This is a genomic window from Saccharothrix saharensis (genome assembly GCF_006716745.1).
GTDB lineage: Bacteria > Actinomycetota > Actinomycetes > Mycobacteriales > Pseudonocardiaceae > Actinosynnema > Actinosynnema saharense.
This window is the reverse complement of the sequence record NZ_VFPP01000001.1, coordinates 3,267,312-3,283,286: the sequence shown is the minus strand read 5'-3', so window position 1 is coordinate 3,283,286 and position 15,975 is coordinate 3,267,312. Positions and strand designations below refer to the sequence as shown.

18 protein-coding genes and 1 tRNA gene are annotated in these 15,975 nt (G+C 67.5%); 8 read left to right on the top strand and 11 right to left on the bottom strand.

What is annotated here, in order from left to right; all coding sequences use genetic code 11:
* Window positions 1-54: 54 nt before the first annotated feature.
* The 11 genes from FHX81_RS13770 to FHX81_RS13725 form a co-directional block, all read right to left on the bottom strand.
* Window positions 55-1,230 (bottom strand): site-specific integrase, encoded by a 1,176-nt coding sequence (locus FHX81_RS13770; RefSeq protein ID WP_141978483.1) that lies wholly within the window; start codon window positions 1,228-1,230, stop codon window positions 55-57.
* Complete coding sequence (locus FHX81_RS13765) at window positions 1,230-1,409, bottom strand: helix-turn-helix transcriptional regulator (protein ID WP_141978481.1); 180 nt, start codon at window positions 1,407-1,409, stop codon at window positions 1,230-1,232. The genes FHX81_RS13770 and FHX81_RS13765 overlap by 1 nt, the downstream gene beginning before the upstream one ends.
* Window positions 1,406-2,746, bottom strand: a complete 1,341-nt coding sequence (locus tag FHX81_RS13760; protein WP_141978479.1) for a replication initiator — start codon at window positions 2,744-2,746, stop codon at window positions 1,406-1,408. The genes FHX81_RS13765 and FHX81_RS13760 overlap by 4 nt, the downstream gene beginning before the upstream one ends.
* 91 nt (window positions 2,747-2,837) lie before the next feature.
* Window positions 2,838-3,674 (bottom strand): hypothetical protein, encoded by an 837-nt coding sequence (locus FHX81_RS13755; RefSeq protein ID WP_246107804.1) that lies wholly within the window; start codon window positions 3,672-3,674, stop codon window positions 2,838-2,840.
* Between the two features lie 5 nt (window positions 3,675-3,679).
* The gene (locus FHX81_RS13750) at window positions 3,680-4,033 is read right to left on the bottom strand and encodes a hypothetical protein (protein WP_141978477.1); all 354 of its coding nucleotides are present in this window, start codon (window positions 4,031-4,033) and stop codon (window positions 3,680-3,682) included.
* Between the two features lie 69 nt (window positions 4,034-4,102).
* Window positions 4,103-4,540, bottom strand: coding sequence for a hypothetical protein (locus tag FHX81_RS40505; RefSeq protein WP_170232043.1), 438 nt, complete (start codon window positions 4,538-4,540; stop codon window positions 4,103-4,105).
* Complete coding sequence (locus FHX81_RS13745; protein WP_141978475.1) at window positions 4,540-4,755, bottom strand: hypothetical protein; 216 nt, start codon at window positions 4,753-4,755, stop codon at window positions 4,540-4,542. The genes FHX81_RS40505 and FHX81_RS13745 overlap by 1 nt, the downstream gene beginning before the upstream one ends.
* 71 nt (window positions 4,756-4,826) lie before the next feature.
* Window positions 4,827-6,080, bottom strand: a complete 1,254-nt coding sequence (locus tag FHX81_RS13740; protein WP_246107803.1) for a cell division protein FtsK — start codon at window positions 6,078-6,080, stop codon at window positions 4,827-4,829.
* A gap of 223 nt (window positions 6,081-6,303) precedes the next feature.
* Window positions 6,304-6,495: a hypothetical protein gene (locus tag FHX81_RS13735; protein ID WP_141978471.1), complete on the bottom strand. Its 192-nt coding sequence runs from the start codon at window positions 6,493-6,495 to the stop codon at window positions 6,304-6,306.
* A gap of 2 nt (window positions 6,496-6,497) precedes the next feature.
* Entirely contained in the window at window positions 6,498-6,761 is a 264-nt protein-coding gene (locus FHX81_RS13730; protein ID WP_141978469.1) for a hypothetical protein, read from the bottom strand.
* A gap of 254 nt (window positions 6,762-7,015) precedes the next feature.
* On the bottom strand, window positions 7,016-7,348 hold the full coding sequence (locus FHX81_RS13725) for a hypothetical protein (protein ID WP_141978467.1): 333 nt from the start codon (window positions 7,346-7,348) through the stop codon (window positions 7,016-7,018).
* 117 nt (window positions 7,349-7,465) lie between these two features.
* Between FHX81_RS13725 and FHX81_RS13720 the strand changes: the two genes are divergently transcribed.
* The 8 genes from FHX81_RS13720 (at window position 7,466) to FHX81_RS13690 (ending at window position 15,960) form a co-directional block, all read left to right on the top strand.
* Entirely contained in the window at window positions 7,466-8,290 is an 825-nt protein-coding gene (locus tag FHX81_RS13720; RefSeq protein ID WP_141978464.1) for a hypothetical protein, read from the top strand.
* A complete protein-coding gene (locus FHX81_RS13715) occupies window positions 8,281-9,102 on the top strand; it encodes a protein phosphatase 2C domain-containing protein (RefSeq protein ID WP_141978462.1) in 822 nt (273 codons plus the stop codon). The genes FHX81_RS13720 and FHX81_RS13715 overlap by 10 nt, the downstream gene beginning before the upstream one ends.
* Window positions 9,103-10,503: 1,401 nt before the next feature.
* Window positions 10,504-10,592 (top strand) — tRNA-Val (locus FHX81_RS40500).
* 784 nt (window positions 10,593-11,376) lie between these two features.
* A complete protein-coding gene (locus FHX81_RS13710) occupies window positions 11,377-12,441 on the top strand; it encodes a sigma-70 family RNA polymerase sigma factor (RefSeq protein WP_141978460.1) in 1,065 nt (354 codons plus the stop codon).
* Between the two features lie 57 nt (window positions 12,442-12,498).
* A complete protein-coding gene (locus FHX81_RS13705; RefSeq protein WP_246107802.1) occupies window positions 12,499-14,043 on the top strand; it encodes an MFS transporter in 1,545 nt (514 codons plus the stop codon).
* A gap of 274 nt (window positions 14,044-14,317) precedes the next feature.
* Entirely contained in the window at window positions 14,318-15,283 is a 966-nt protein-coding gene (locus FHX81_RS13700; RefSeq protein ID WP_141978458.1) for an LLM class flavin-dependent oxidoreductase, read from the top strand.
* 112 nt (window positions 15,284-15,395) lie between these two features.
* Window positions 15,396-15,626, top strand: coding sequence for a ribbon-helix-helix domain-containing protein (locus FHX81_RS13695; protein ID WP_141978456.1), 231 nt, complete (start codon window positions 15,396-15,398; stop codon window positions 15,624-15,626).
* Window positions 15,613-15,960 (top strand): type II toxin-antitoxin system PemK/MazF family toxin, encoded by a 348-nt coding sequence (locus tag FHX81_RS13690; RefSeq protein WP_141978454.1) that lies wholly within the window; start codon window positions 15,613-15,615, stop codon window positions 15,958-15,960. Before FHX81_RS13695 ends, FHX81_RS13690 begins: the two co-directional genes overlap by 14 nt.
* Window positions 15,961-15,975 lie beyond the last annotated feature (15 nt).

Sequence of the window (15,975 nt, the reverse complement as noted above, 5' to 3'; positions counted from 1 at the left end):
CAAGTGTGGTGACGATGATGGCCTCCATGATCGTCACCACACCAAACCCCCACCTTATGAGCGGAACCCCTTAACCGCCTCCAGCGCGTCAGCGGCCTTCCGGCTGGTCACCTTGCGCGCCATGTAGACGTCCTGCGTGGTCGACACCTTGGAGTGTCCGAGCTGATCGGCGATCTGCCGAGCGCTCAATCCGGCCTCGTCCAAGATCGTCGCCACCGACCGCCGGAACGTCCGGAAGGTCACCCACGGGTAGCCCGCCCGGTCCCGGAACTCCCGCCACCGCGCGAGCGTGTTGTGCTTGTCCCGGAGCCCGCCGAGCGAGTTCGGGAACACTGGGCCTCGCAGGTCCGCCTGGTCGACCCCGAAGCGTTCCGCCAGCTTCGCCCGCCGCTCTCGAAGCACGTCGACCAGCCAGGCCGACAGCGGCAAAGCCCGCTCGGACACGTCCGTCTTGCCGTGGTTGATCCGCTGACCCTGACCCTTGACCCGGATCAGGCTGCCACCCCAGTCCACCGTTCCGGCGTTCAGGTCCAGGTGGTGCCAGTGCACCGCCAACCCCTCCCCGGTCCGCTCACCCGTGCCCGCGTACCAGCGCGCCAGGTCAGGCAGGTCGTGACGGACCGCCTCTTCGTCCGAGTCGAGCTTGGCCAGCAGGTCGGCCAGCTCCTCCAGCACCAGCGCCCGAGCACGCGCCTTGCGTCCCTCCAGCGGTGCCACGTCCCGGACCGGGTTGGACGCCAACGCTCCGTGCCGCACCGCCAGGCCGCAGATGCCGGACAGGATCGTCCGCACCGTCTTGGCCGTCGCCGCGCTGTGCTTGTCCTGCGCCGCCGCCACCACCTGACCAAGCCGCGGAACGGTCAACTCCTGCACCCGCAACTCGCCGATGGCAGGCAGGACCAGGCCGCGCAACCGGTTCTCGTAGGTCTCCTTGGAGGTGGGGGAGCGGCGGCCCGCGTCGATCGCCCGTTGGAACTGCTCCAGCCACAGCTCGGCCGCCTCCCAGAACCTCATGTCCGGGGTGATGCCCTCCGCCCCGGACGGGGGAGTGCGGTTCCGCAGCGCCTCCTGAAGTGCACGCGTCGAAGCTGCCTTGGTCTTGCCCCACCTCTCGACGTAACGCGTCACCCCGTCGAAGTCGCGGAACTTCGTCGTCGCCCGCCATCCCGTCGAGGTGGGGTAGGTCCTGATCTTCCCGTACGTGCCGAGCGGAAGCGGTGGGCGCGGCATCAGGCGATCCCGTCCGGTAGCGAGTCGACCCAGGCCTTGACCTGGTCGGGGACGAAGCGCACGTACTTGCCGATCCGCTTGCCGGGCGGGCCGTAGTTGCGGGTGCGCCATTGGTAGAGGGTGTTGACCGGGACGCCCAGGAAGTCGGCGACCTCCTTCATCCCCCAGAGCTTGCTCATGCTGCTACCTCCTGTTCGTACCGTTGTCTGCGCTGTTCACGGGTGCGTTCGGCGATGGCCAGGGCCAGCTCGCGCTCGGCATCGTCGGCGTAGCCGGTGCCGGTGTAGGTCCAGTCGTTGACCAGCAGCACCGAGCCGGGGTCGTGGCCGAGCTGGTCGAGCATTTCGGCGGTGCGAAACGCGCGGCGCTCGCCCCGGATGGCCTTGAAGGTGGTCGAGTAGGCGCGGGACTTGCTCAGGAAGTGGCCCCGGAAGGCGAGCATGTGCGCCCAGCGCCGCAGGTTGAGCTTCGAGTACTGCTTCAGGTCACCGAGGTCCCACGTGGTCTGGATGATCCGGCGGTGGTGGGCATGCACTCGCAGGTGGTCGATGTCGAGTTGGGAGCGGATCGGGCGGTCGGCTGCTTCGCTCTTGCCGGTGCCCTTGGTGGCGTACTTGGCCACGTAGCCCGCCAGGCGCGTCTCGCTGATCTCGCCGTCCTCTTCGACCTCGTGGGCGCTGGTCGGGCGGATGCGGCGGACGTCGACCTGCGAGCCCCACCGCAGCGTGATCGGGGTGCCGTCGGGTAGCGCCTGGTCCAGGGCGACGGACCGAGTTGCACTGGTGATGGCGGCTGCCAGCAGCTCGGCCGAGGCCCACGGCGGGGCGGGGTCGGCGGGACCGTCCGGGCCGTCCAGGCGCACGACGGCGTGGAAGTGGACCAGGCCGCGCCGTTGGTACTCGGCGACCTTGGCGTAGGAGAGCCGGGCGTGGTCGGTGAACGCACGGACCGGCAGCCCGACGGCCTTCATCACCTCGCGCTTGAGGGCGGTGACGAACCGGTGCCACAGCTCCCCGGCGTTGGCCTGCCACAGCACCGAGCCGACGTAGTCGTAGGTGTCGGGGTCGAGCGGGGTTCCGATGGTCGGGTCGTCGGGGTGGTGCCAGGTGCCGCACGCGCAGGGCAGGACCTTCCCGCGGCTGGTGGTGCGCCGGTTGTGCACCGGTCCGAACGACGGGGCGGTCAGCGTGGCGAACACGCGCGGCTTCTCCGTGACCGAGGTCGGCACGCCCTTCGAGCCACCGGCGAGTCCGGCGTGCATGAGGTGGTAGGCGTCAGCCGCGTACCGGTCGGAACAGGAGGGGCACACGGACTCGCGGCGGTTGCCGCAGGGGATGAACACGTCCCCGCCGTGCCAGTCCAGCAGTGCCCCGGTGGCCTGGTCCTGGACCTGCCAGCCGCCGGTCATCCGGATCGGTTGGGCGCATCCGCCGGTCGCGGTGACCTTGTCGCGCCAGGTCCGGTAGTCGGCCCGCCGAAGCCGGTGGGCAATACGGTCATCAAGCGTGGACACCACGCGTCACCTCCTTCGAGCAGCACGAGTAGCGGGACACGGCCCGGGGAAGGTGGCCGTGTCCCGCCGATGAGGCAGCGGTTCCTGCCGTGGATCAGGTGAAGGCGTGCCCGTTGTGGGCGTGGACTTCGGCGACGATGCGGTCGGCGAGGTCGGCCGGGACGCGCGCCGCCTGGCGGACGTCGTCGGCGGTCAGCGGACGGCCTTCGGCGGCGACCTGGTCGACCTTGGCCTTGACCGCGTCGCGGATCGGGTCCGGCAGCTTGAGCCTGGTTCCGGTGGCCAGCGCCGCCTGAACCGGCCGTGGAGCCGCCGCAACGGGAGCCGGGGCGGGTGTGGGTGGTGGCGCGGTGGTGTTGGCGGCGCGGTAGGCGTCGGTGATCGCCTGGTTCATGCGCTGCTGGATCACCGGCATCACCTCGGCGACGCCGAACACCACCACCGGCACCATCACGTGGATGGCGAGGTTGCCGACCTCGAACCGCTCACCCTCGCGCACCGCGATCGTCGGGTAGACGTTCATGAACAGCGTCGAGCCGAGCAGGATGCGCTTGAGCCAGTCCACCCACTTGGAGTCCACCGGCACGCCCCGGTGCAGCACCTCGGACTCGAACACCAGCAACATGATCAGGATCCCGGCCAGCATCGGTTCAGCCAGCCATGCCGCCCACCACAACGGGTCGGTCAGCGGTCGGTGGCCAGCCAGGAAGTCCTGAACCCCGGCCGTGGTGAAGCCGAGCCCGAGTGCGAGGAAGAACCACATTCCGCGCGTGATCAACCGGCGTTGGGACTCGATCCGCACCGCCACCATGTCGGGGTCGTCGACCAGGCCGCGCAGTTGCGCCGATTCGGCCTTCTTGCGGCGCAGGCCCACGACCCGTTTCGTGACCCCGGCCTGAACGTCGATCTCGTCGGAGTCGTCGACCTGCACCGGGATCACCTCTCCGAAGTCAGCCGCGCGAACAACTCACGTCCGGCGGGCGTGATCTCCATGTGGTCGGCGTTGAACGGCTCGCCTGACTCGTCCTTCAACACGCGCGTCTGTCCCGCGATGAGACAGCCGTGCTCCTCCAGCAGGCCGATCACCTCCGACTCGTCCCAGGTGGCCTGTCGAGCCTGTTCGGCGTGGTCGTGAAACCACCCCGACGGGCCACTCTGGATGGGCGAGCGGGTGTAGAGCCGGTCAGCGACGGCGTAGCGCAGCATCTTGACCACGTCGTCCTTGATCCAGTCCGGTGGGTCCTCCTTCTTCCAGTCCGGTATCGGCGGCACGTTCCCGGTTCCGGGCATGAGTGATCCCCTTCCTTTCGGTGTTGTGGGTCTTCTGACTTGGATCGAAGGTGAAGCGATTGGCGAGCCTTACCGCGCACCCCGCAGGTTCGACCAGCGGACCCGGATCGCCTCACCGGAATTCGTCAGCGCCACCACGTAGACGTTCTTGCGGATCACACCGTGCAACTGCGTGGTGAACTCGCCCTCGGCCGCGTAACGCTGCTTGACCAGCGACTCGACCACAGTGGCGACGTCGTCGTCGGCATGGCGGCAGTGCCCGTCACCATCGAGCACCACGACCCGGCCCGACCGATCCAACTGGCCGATCACCCCGGCCGTGATGTCGTTGAGCACCTGCGGCACCAGGTCAGGCGTGCCGCCGAACCCCGCAGGGGCCACCGGCTTCGGTTCCGGAGCAGCGGCGGCCTGCTGCCAGTCGTCGGCGAACAGATCGACCTGCCCCGGGTCGACCCCGCCGCGCGGCCGAGGGGCACGGGTCGCGCCACGGGCACGGATGCGCGCCATCACAACCGCCCGCGTCGGTGCTCGATCTCGCGGCGGACGAAGTCGCGCAGGATGTAGAACACCGCCACGACACCGGCCAGGGCCAGCACCAGCGTCCATACGAAGAACGCGCCGGTGCCGTCGACCTGGTAGACGACGAACAGCACCCCGCCAGCGACGGCGAGGAACAGCGCGAACCGCCACGCCGCCCACAGCCGGATACCCAGGTTCCACATGATTGTTCCTCCACTTCGGAATGAGCGATGTGCTTGCGCGCCAACGACTTCGGCCGCAGCGCGTGCGAAGGTCAGGCGACGGCGTGCAGCCGCGGACGACCCGAGGTGACGAACGCGACCAGGTCGCGGATGTCCTGGTCGGTCTGGAATGAGGCCCGTACGCGCAGCGGGTTGCAGGAGCCCTGCTCCACCACGAACCCGATACCGGCGTGCGCCGGGTCCAGCGGGATCTCGTCGGCCAGCGCGCCACGCAGCCGCATCCCGTCACCCAGGACCATGTCCACCTGGCTCTGCGAGGTCACCGACAGGCACACCCGCGCGGTGAACAGCTCGCGGATCGGGACCGTGTCCTTGGTCGGCTCCTGCACGTAGCCGCAGACCCCGAACCCCGCCGCCCGACCCTGCGTCATGATCTCCGAGAGCAGCTTGAGCACACCGCGCACCTCGGACGCCGGTCCGTAGCTGGTCATCATGCCCAGCTCGTCGATCTGCAACAGCCGCAACGGCGTCTCCACCGACGGGGTGAACTTGCGTTTCCCCTGCTCACGCAGCACCGCCTGCCGCGCCTTCAACTCGTCGCGGAACGACTCGACCACCGAGACCGCGTCGGCCCACTCGATCGCCCGACGGTGGAACAACGGAGCACCGATCTCGGTCTCCATGCCCTCCTTCAGGTCGATCACGTCCGGCACCACCAGCCGGTCACGCAGCAGCGGAGCCATGCCCCGCAACGGCGACCACAGCAACGAGCCCTTGCCCGAACCCGTGGCACCGGCGGTGAACAGGTGCTGACCGAGGAACGATTGGGTCCAGGGTGTGCCGTACTCGGTGTCACCCAGCTCGATCGCGCCCAGGTCGACCTCATCGGCGTCGTGCGGCAGGTCGATAGCCGGGATCGGGTCCGCGCCGAACGGGTTCTCCCGCTCGATCACGAGACCGATCACCTGAGGCTTGATCTTCACCACCGCGACCCGCTGAGCGAGTAGGGCGTGGGCCAGGGCGTCGGCGCGTTCCTCGAACAGCGACGGGGTCTGACCCCGGTTGAGCCGCACGTGGATCGTGTCGATCGACGGCGACGCCGACCGCACCCGCAGAATGCGCGGCACCGCCATCGCGTCCGTGCGCCGGTTGACCGTGACCAGGTCGCAGTCGGACAGGATGTCCGCCCAACGTCGCCCCACGTAGGTCAGCCAGCGGCGGCGGAACGCCCGCAACCACGGCGCGGCCACCTGGTCGAACGAGGCCGGGTGGCCCCGGTACCAGCCCGCCACGCCGAGCAGCGCGCCGCCGACGATCCCGCTCGTGGTCGGCAACCCCCACTCCACCGCGCTCTTCGTAACCGCCGTGGCAAGGCCCGCCGGAACCGCCACCATGCCGGGGTGCCGGACACCCCACTTGATCGCGCGAACCTCCAACCCCTGACTACGAGTCGGTTTCGGCATGACAAGCCACCCCTCTCTGAATCGTGAGACCTTGGAAACCAGGAGCCCGACCAGCCTCATTCGGCGTGATCGGGCCCCTGGCGAGAAATGCGCCGCTCCCGGCGGTCTAAATGTCCTGCAAGTACGGCTGCACATCCGCCATCGCGACCGTCAAATCCGCGACCGCACGCGTCACCGCCTTGTGCTTACCGCTGAAACGGAACCGCGCGAACGGCATCCCGTCCAACGCCTCCTTGAGCTGACTCATGGCCGCGTCGACCGCGTCCACCGCCTGACCCGCGCCGTAACGAGCAGCCATCGTCAGACCCTCCAGTTCTTCGCGACCAACTCCGCCTCGTACTTCCGGGCGTCCTTCGTGAACTCCTCGATCTCCCGAACCGCCTTGTCACACAACGACTTCAGCTCATCCGCGTCCGGCACCGCCCACGCCTCCGCCGGGATGTCCGCGTCCTCCGCCTTGGCGATGAAGCCACGGACGTGCTCGTCCACCGTCTCCTGCAACAACACGATCGCGGCCCGGAATGTCGCGTAGTTCTCCTGCGCCGCCATGTTCACGATCTCCACCACACCACCTCATTTCCGTAAAGAACGGGAGACACAAAGCCCCCGGCACCGGACACGACACGCGCCGGGGGCAACGAATCTCCCGGCACCAACCCATCGGGTGCCGGAAAAAGGCATGGATCTACCCACTGTGGAATTCTCAAAGAACAAACGGACACCCCTGCTACAGGGCAACACGGCCTACCCCGACAACGCGGAGCGGTTCACGCGGCCACAGGAGCCCGATTCTCGGAACGGACGATCAGGAGCGTGACTCAGCCGAGCGGCTTGAGCCCCATCGCACGCCAGGCCAGACCGGACACCGTCTCACCCTTGCCGTTCTTGAAGCTGTACGGCGACACCGTCGCGTCCACCAACTCCACCAACGTGCCCTCCTCGAAGCCCGGACCCGGGTCGGTACCGAGGGTCACGCGGATCTCCTCACCCTTCTGCCCCTTCGACTTCACGAACACCGACACCACGAACTGCGACGCGCCATCGCGGTCGGTCACGACCTCCGCCGTACCGTCCACCTCCCGCGTCTTCAACGTCGGCTCCTCCGTCACCATCAACCGCCAACCGGTCAGCACCACCGGGATGTCACGCATGTCTACCTCCTAGGTCGTTTACCCCTATAAACACTGTCGACGCTTGCTGTTGTTGAGGGGTCTAAACAGCAAGGTACTCCCATGACCTAGGGCCGTCAAGGGGTCTAAACTCCACATGTGGACGACGACTTCGCGAGCCTCAGGGATGACCCCGACCCGGTACGGCGCGGCAGGCGGGCTACGGCTCTGCTAGCCGTCTACCAGCAGCGATCGACCGAGTTGGCCCGTCTCCGGCGCGCAGCGATCGAGGAGGCGCGCGATCTCCTCGGTGGCAGCTACACGGAAGTCGCCAAGGCATTCGGCCTGACCAAGGGCCGGATCACTCAGATCCGCAGTAGCGCACCACCGGCGCATCGCGCGTTCTTCGGCGTCGGCCCGTTGGACATGGCACTACCCGGTCGCATCATCCGGGAACGCGATGACCTGGTGATCGCGGCCGAGGACGACGCCACCGGTGCCCACCTGCTGGCCGAGCTGGAGAAGCTGACGTTCATCACCAACCGCGTCATCCTGGACCCGCGCGAGGAGTGGGAGCCGACAGGCGACGCGGTTGTGGTGTGCGGTCCCGCGTCCGCGCACATCGGCCACCGACTGATGTCGCAAGACCCCGTCCTTCGCATGGCGCTGGGTGATGGTGCCCAGTGGTTCATCGTGGACGAAGTGACCGGGGAGCGGCATCTGTCGCCGCTGGACGAGGTGACGCCTTCCAGGGCTGATCACGCCTACATAGCGCGCCATCGTTGGGGTAACCACGTCATCGTGCACATCGCTGGCCTTCACGCGCTCGGCTCGATCGGTGCGGCGCACCACATCACAGACACCATCGCGGACCTGTTCACAGAGTTCGGTGACTCCGAGTTCAGCATGGCCGTCACCACCGAGTTCGACGGGCTTACGCCGAAGGCATCGACGGTGCTCGTTCCACCTAGGCGGTGGTCCTAGCCGTGTTCCGGGGCGCTTCGCTCTCCAGCGACGGCAGCTCGGAGGGTGGCCAGGACAGGTGGGCCGCGTCTGAGAGGCATGCAGTCGTGCTCGATGGCGCGTCGAGCTTCACCCCTGCCGTCGTAGACGCCTCTGAGTACGTCGACCAACTGTGCGCCGAGTTGACGAGCGAGCTACGCGACGGCGATCACGATCTAGTCGCGATACTCGGCACCTGCATCAGCGCCGTAGCTTCCCGCTTGTCCCTTCGACCCGCAGAAGCCCCGTCATCTACGGTCCTCCTCGCTAGGGAGCGCGGTGACGAGTTCAACCTCTTGGTGCTCGGAGACAGCACGGCCGTGGTGTCGGTAAATGGCGAGATCAGCCGAACTACCGACGACCGGCTAGCGTCAGTCGGCGGTGACCTTCGACGCCGATACAGGTCGAGGCTAGCCGCGGGCACTGGTTACGACGATGAGCACCGCCAGCTCTTGCGCCTTCTCCAAGAGCAAGAGCTAACCGCGAGGAACACTCTCGATGGCTACTGGATCGCAGAAGCGGACCGGCAAGCAGCCAAGGAGGCCGTCGTGCAGACGTTCGCGCTGGCCGACCTTGATTGGTGCGTGCTGGCCACGGACGGTGTCCAACGCCCGATCGATCACCTCGGAATGCACTGGCCCGATATCGCTGGCATGACGGCTCCGGAGTTGTCCCACTTGCTAGCCGACCTACACCACTGGGAAGAGAACCAAGACCCCGATGGTGCAGCTCTGCCGCGCTCGAAGAGACACGACGACAAGGCCATCGTGGTCTGGACCCCTACCCGCTCCTAACGCCGTCTCCCCAGCCGCGCGGCACTGTAGCCCACGTGTGCAAAGTTTCTTTTCTTCATCAAGGCGACCCCTGCCGGGGTCGCTCGCGCCGCTCCGTCCTGGCCGCTCGGCAGGGCCAGGGGCCCGGCTCCGCCACCCTGGCCCGCCGGCGGCCGAAGACGCGACCGACCCCGGCAAGCGCCGCAAAACCAAAGACATGTCCTCGCCGGACGGGCAGGCCAGCAGGATGACCGGAGGACACCGCCAGCTCGGTTGCCAGCGTGGGCCGGGTTTCGTGTCATCCCGCCGACCTCCCCGAGGGCAACCACACGCGTCAAGGGGGCAGTTCCAGCCCAGCGGTCCTGTGTGGACGGAAGGTGCCCCCTTGACACGCATGGTTGGGGCTAGCCAGGTCGGCGGGATGACACGAAGCCCTCCTTAGATAAGGGGTCCTAAGCCTAACGATCACGGTTTGGTAACAAAAGATGTGGTTTCGTCCTTTTTGTCGGATTTTTTAGTGCCCTGTAGTGGTACTGGAAGACCTCCATGTTGGCGAGGATCGTCCTGACTGAGCGGCCTGGGCGACACCGAGTCCCTGGTTCAACGGCTTTGACCAGCGGAAACTCTCGATGGTTAGGGAAGGGCCGGGGACTATAGCACTGGGCTCCGACAAGGAGACCAACCCGCCTAAAATTGGCTCCACTATGCTGAACCTGCTCCCGATGCGTGACTCAGTCGAGAGCACCCTCGCCCTTCCTGATCCTCAGTCGAACCAGCTGGTCGACTGAGGGCCGGCACTCTGTCGATCTACATCGACCGCCGGTGGAGGAAGTGTGGGAAACAGGGGTAAACGAAGAAGGTCCGAAGACTCGGGAAAGTGCACTCCCTGCCGTCTCCGGACCGTCTTCGCAGCTAGCCAGTTCGTCCTCAGTGCCGCCAAGCTCCTGTGGGACCTGCTGGCTGGGTAGCCGGGTTACTGGGTTGCTGGGTTGGGTCGCAAGCTCAACCCAGCACCTATGTGTGAGCTCAGGCAATCCGCCCTGCATCACATGTACGTCATGTGTAGCACTCTACATGACCTGCTGTAAGACGCTACAGCGTCTGACCTGCGAAATTCGACTTAGATAGTCTACTCGGTAGGCAGGCCAACGGCTGGTTTGGGATCCGAAGAAGATCGTCCGGAGTCCATCAGTTGGAACGGGCGCCGGGCAGTCCGGCACACGGTGGTCGGAGCGCTCCGCTACCGCGCCGGTGGACAGCTCGACGCCTTGGCGGCATCGACTGGCCACGAGCTTGCCTTCCGCGAGGTGGTGCGGCTGGGCAGGACAAGATCCATGCCACACCTTTGCCCCACGAAACGACGACAGACGACCGCGAAGCACGATCCACAGTGGTCGTTCGCGGACGCTAGGCGCGCTGGTGGTGGCGGGTGCTGGCAAGGGTCGGCAGACGACGGGGGAGACGGCCAACAATCCGTCAGGTCGTGGGTTCGAACCCCACCCGCCCCACCACCGGACCAGCGGGAACGCTGGTCCGGAGAGCAGCTGGAAATCCTCGTCCGCGGGCGCCGCCCGGACCGTCGGTGCAGCTTGCCCTCGGTGTGGAGGATGCGGTCGGTTCGCATCAGGCGGAAAGCCCAGGATCTTCAGGAAGAACGAGTAGGTGTAGGCGTGGTGCCGGCGCCAGGCCGCTGATCGCGTCCGGACGACTTCGACCTCCACCCCGTCGACCACGATGACGGGGTGGCGGATCGGTCCGCTGAAGTAGCGCGGATCGACGATGGGCAGCCGACCGGTGTGAGAAGCAGGCCAGGGAGACGAACGCCCTGGAGCGGATGGCCTCGCGGATCCGCCGCTTCCCCTCGACGCTCGGCGCCAGGGCCGTCCGGTCCCGCCAGTACGGGGTGCGCGCCGCGTCCAACAACGCGCACAGCTCGTCGACCCGTGCCGCGTCCTCGCGCGCACAGGACACGAGACGTGCTCGGCCACCTCGCTCGCCACGCGGTGCAGCGGGCGCCCGGCGGTCGAGCGCTTCGGCCGAAGTGCTCGTGCGGGTTCGGCAACGGTATCGCCGCAGGTCGGGGCGTTGTCGAGGGTCGTCATCGGAAAACTCCGGCCGGGAGCGACCAGTTTTCGGTGGCGGCGGTGTCCATCCCTTCGAGACCACATCTCGACCGCTTCGCCAGGCCGACCCGACCCCACCCGCCGTCGCACGTCAGACCTGTCGCGCCGCCGTCCCAACGCCGCCACCGGGCTCCGGCCCGGGGGCGGTGACCACAGGAAAGAAGGAGCCACCATGCGAGGGATCCCGCCAGCCAGGGGAACCGACGCCTCGGCGCAGCGCTCGGCCGAGGGGTTGCTCGCGTTGGCGCGCAGTGGGGACGGGGAGGCGTTCCGAGGGCTCGTCGAGCCCTATCGGCGGGAGCTGCAGGTCCACTGCTACCGCATCCTCGGCTCCGTGCAGGACGCCGAGGACCTGTTGCAGGAGACGTTGCTGGCGGCGTGGCGGGGGATCGGCGGGTACGAGGAGCGCGCGTCGGTGCGGACGTGGCTCTACCGAATCGCCACCAACCGCTGTCTCAACGCACTGCGGGCCGGCACCCGTCGTCCGAACGACTATGCGGCCTACCAATCGGAGGTCCCGTTGCCCGAGCCATCTCACCGCCGCGCGGAGCCGAGCTGGCTGGAGCCGTACCCCGACGCGCTGCTCGACGAGATCGCCGACGACATGCCGGGACCGGAGGCGCGCTACGAGGTCAGGGAATCGGTGTCGCTGGCCTTCCTGACCGCATTGCAGCAATTGCCGCCGAAGCAGCGGGCCGTGCTGGTTCTCCGGGACGTGCTCGGCTTCCGGGCGGCCGAAGTCGCGAATATCCTGGACACCACCGAGAATGCGGTGACCAGCGCCCTGAGAAGGGCCCGGAGCGCGCTGACGCAGGAACTGCCCGGTCCCGACTGGGAAAGTGCGCCGCTGCCCAACTCGCCGCAGGAACGCCGGATCGTGGACGACTTCACCCGCGCTTTCCAAGCCGGTGACGTCGACGCGGTGGTCGACCTGCTGACCAACGACGCGCGGCTCACCATGCCGCCGCTGCCGCTGGAGTACCAGGGATTGGACGCCATCCGCCACTTCCTGGCCACGGTGGCGTTGCGCGACGGGATGAGCCACGTGCTGATCCCGACGCGCGCCAACGGCCAACCGGCCTTCGGCTGCTACCTGCGCGACCCGCGGACGCCGATCCTGCACGCGCACGGCGTGCTGGTGCTGACCCTCACCGGTGACCGGATCACCGGCCTCACCAGATTCCACGACAACTCGCTGCTGCCCATCTTCGGACTTCCGCGATCGCTCCGCGAGTAAGACCCCACGACCGACTGCGAGTCCGCCGCGCAGTTGTTCCGACAGCACGTCCAGGAAGTGCGCGCGGCAACGCGCGCACGGGATGAACGGCAAGGCCGTGACACTCGTCCACGGCATCTGCCTGCATTTTTTACCGATGAAGTGAACCGAAGGAGAACGGTGAGTACCGAAACAGGACGAATGTCGTCCAAGCAGGCGTGGACATTGGGGCTCGCCTCACTGGCGTCGTTCATGATGGCCCTGGACAGCCTCGTCGTCACCACCACGCTGAGCACGATCCGCGCGGATCTGACGGCCTCGATCGAACAACTGGAATGGGTTGTCAACGCGTACAACCTCACCTTCGCGGTCCTGCTGCTGACCGGCGCGGCACTCGGTGACCGGTTCGGCCGCCGCAAGATGTTCAACACCGGTCTGGCGCTGTTCACCGTCGCGTCGGTGGCTTGTGCGCTGGCGCCGAACATTGTCTTCCTGATCGTGGCCCGAGCCTTCCAGGGCGCCGGGGCCGCGATGGTGCTGCCGCTGTCGCTCACGCTGATCACCGCGGTGTTCCCGCCGCAGACGCGCGGCAAGGCGATGGGTCTCTACCTGGGCCTGACCGGTCTGGCCACGTTCAGCGGCCCGTTCATCGGTGGTGCGATCGCCCAGGGCCTGGCCTGGCAGTGGATCTTCTGGCTGAACCTGCCGATCGGCATCGTCGCGATCCTGCTCGCTTCGCGGAAGGTCGACGAGAGCACCGGCCCGAACAACAAGCTCGACCTGGGCGGTCTCGCGCTGGTGACCCTGGGCGCGTTCGGCATCATCTGGGCCCTGGTGCGCGGCAACGCGGCCGGTTGGGGCAGCGCCGAGGTCGTCGCCTCGATCGTGCTCGGCGTCGTGCTCATGGTCGCGTTCGTGTTCTACGAGAAGCGCACGCCGCGGCCGATGGTCCCGATGGGCTTCTTCAAGCTGCGCGCGTTCTCCACCGCCAACCCGGCGAACTTCCTGGTGTTCGCCTCGCTGTACGGCACGATGTTCTTCCTCGCGCAGTACTTCCAGGTCGTCAAGGGTCACGGCCCGCTGGTCGCCGGCCTCATGCTGATGCCGTGGACCGGCACGCTCATGGTGTGCGCGCCGATCGCCGGCCGCCTGGTCGACAAGGTCGGCGAGCGCAAGTTCGTCGTCGGCGGCCTGTTCCTGCAGGCGGTCAGCATGGCGTGGATCGCGGTGGCCATCGACACGAACACCTCGTACCTGGAGATCCTGCCCGCGCTGGTCATCGGCTCGGTCGGCATCACGGCGGCCATGCCGGCCGCGCAGAAGGCGGTCGTGAGCGCGGTCCAGCCGCAGCAGATCGGCCAGGCGTCCGGTGTGTTCATGATGCTGCGCATGTTCGGTGGCGTGTTCGGCACCTCGGTGTCGGTCGCCGTGTTCGGCGCCGTCGGCGGTTACGCCACGGCCGAGTCGTTTGCCGAGGGCTTCTCGGGCTCGATGACCGCGGTCGCCATCCTGGCGTTCGTCGGCATGCTGATCGGTCTCGCGATGCCGAGCAGGCGTCCGGGTGCCGCCCCGGCCGCCGCGCCGCCGCAGGCCGCCGCGGTCCCGCAGCCCGAGAAGGCCTAGGGCGACGAGCGGTCGACAACTCCATAAACTGCCGCACAACGGCAACCGCGCAATAGTCGCGGACGTCGGCCACACCCGGCCGGCGTCCGCGACTATTGCTATTCAGGGCATTGTTCGACGGCCGGCGAAGTGCACGTTGACCTGCTGCTTCGTGTTCCCGTCGGCCTGTGGACGGGAGGGCATGCGAGAAGAAGCGGTTTCTTTCAACGGTGTGCTAATAATTGGTGGCAGCCAGCGAAAGCCTGTCGTGTGAATTCTTGGAGAGGAGTCCAGTGTGGGCGCAGAAATTGGTGTCGCGCTGCCGGTCCGCGAGTACTCGATGCTGTACCCGACCGACGCGGCGGCCCCGCTGATCAGCCTGGCGAGGAAGGTCGAGGAGTTGCGGTTCGACTCGGTGTGGGTCGGTGACTCCTTCGTCACCCGGCCGCGCCTGGAGCCGCTGGCGCTGCTGGGCGCGATCTCGATGGTGACGGAGGACGTCACCATCGGCACGGCGGCGTTGACGGCCGTGCTGCGGGAGCCGAAGGCGCTGGCGCACGCGATCACGACGCTGGACCAGCTCAGCAACGGGCGGCTGAAGATGGGCCTGGGCATGGGCGAGCCGCTGCCGGTGAACAACGAGAGCGACCTGGTCCCGATGTCCTACACCGAGCGGATCACGCGCGTCGACGAGATGGTGCGGGCGTTCAAGACGGTGTGGGAAGGCCGCGAGGGCGACCTGAAGGGCCAGTACTACAACCTGGACGAGCTGCGCCAGCAGGGCCCGCCGAAGACCCAGGGCGGCCCCGGCATCTACCTGGCCAGCAACGGCAAGCCGAAGGCGGTCCGCCGCACGGCCGAGATGTACGACGGCTGGATGCCGGTGCACATCGACGCCGAGGGCTACCGCCACTCGCTCGGCCAGATCCGGGAGCACGCGAAGAACTTCGGCCGCAACCCCGACGACATCCGTCCGACGATGTACATCAACGTCAACATCGGCCAGGACACCGCCTCGGGCGAGGCGGCGCTCAACGACTACACCACGCGCTACTACCAGCTACCCCAGACCACCATGTCGAACTACCAGAACTACTTCGGTGGCACGGAGAAGGGCCTGGTCGAGCACCTGCGCGAGTTCATCGAGGCCGGGTGCCGGCACATCATCCTGCGGATCAACACCTTCACCGACTACGACGACATGCTGCGGGTCATCGGCGAGAACGTGGTGCCCGCCATCCACGAGATCGAGGTGGACTGACGTCGCGACGAGACCACCACCGGGGCGGGCGATTGCGAACGCAATGGCCCGCCCTCCCGCGAGCGGGGCGGGCGGGTTCCTACCCGGTAGGACCGGAGGTAGCATCGGTGGTATGAAAATCAGTGTGAGCCTCCCCGAGGAGGACGTAGAGTTCGTTGATCGCTACCTGCGGCAACACCGGAGCGCCTCCCGGTCGTCGGTGATCCACCAGGCGATCACGTTGCTGCGCGAGGCGGGTCTGGAGAACGCCTACGCGAGCGCGTGGGACGAGTGGGAAGCCGGAGGGGACGCCGACATGTGGGACGTGACCGCGCCAGACGGTGTCCACGATGCGGCGAGGTGACATCTACTGGGTGGACCTGGAGCCGGTGCGGGGCGCCGAGGCGAACAAGATCCGCCCGGCCGTGGTCGTGAGCAACGACGCGGCGAACCGGGCCGCCGGACGGGGCGGCCGGGGTGTGGTGACCGTGGTGCCGATCACCTCCAACACCGCGAAGGTGTACCCGTTCCAGGTGCTGCTGCCCGCCAAGGACTGCGGGCTCGGCGCGGACTCGAAGGCCCAGGCCGAGCAGGTGCGCACGGTCGCCGCGGCCCGGCTCCGCGCCCGGATCGGCGGCCTGCCGCCCGCGGTGCTCAAGCAGCTCGACGACGCCCTGCGCGTGCACCTGTCGCTCTGAGCGACCGCCGCGCAC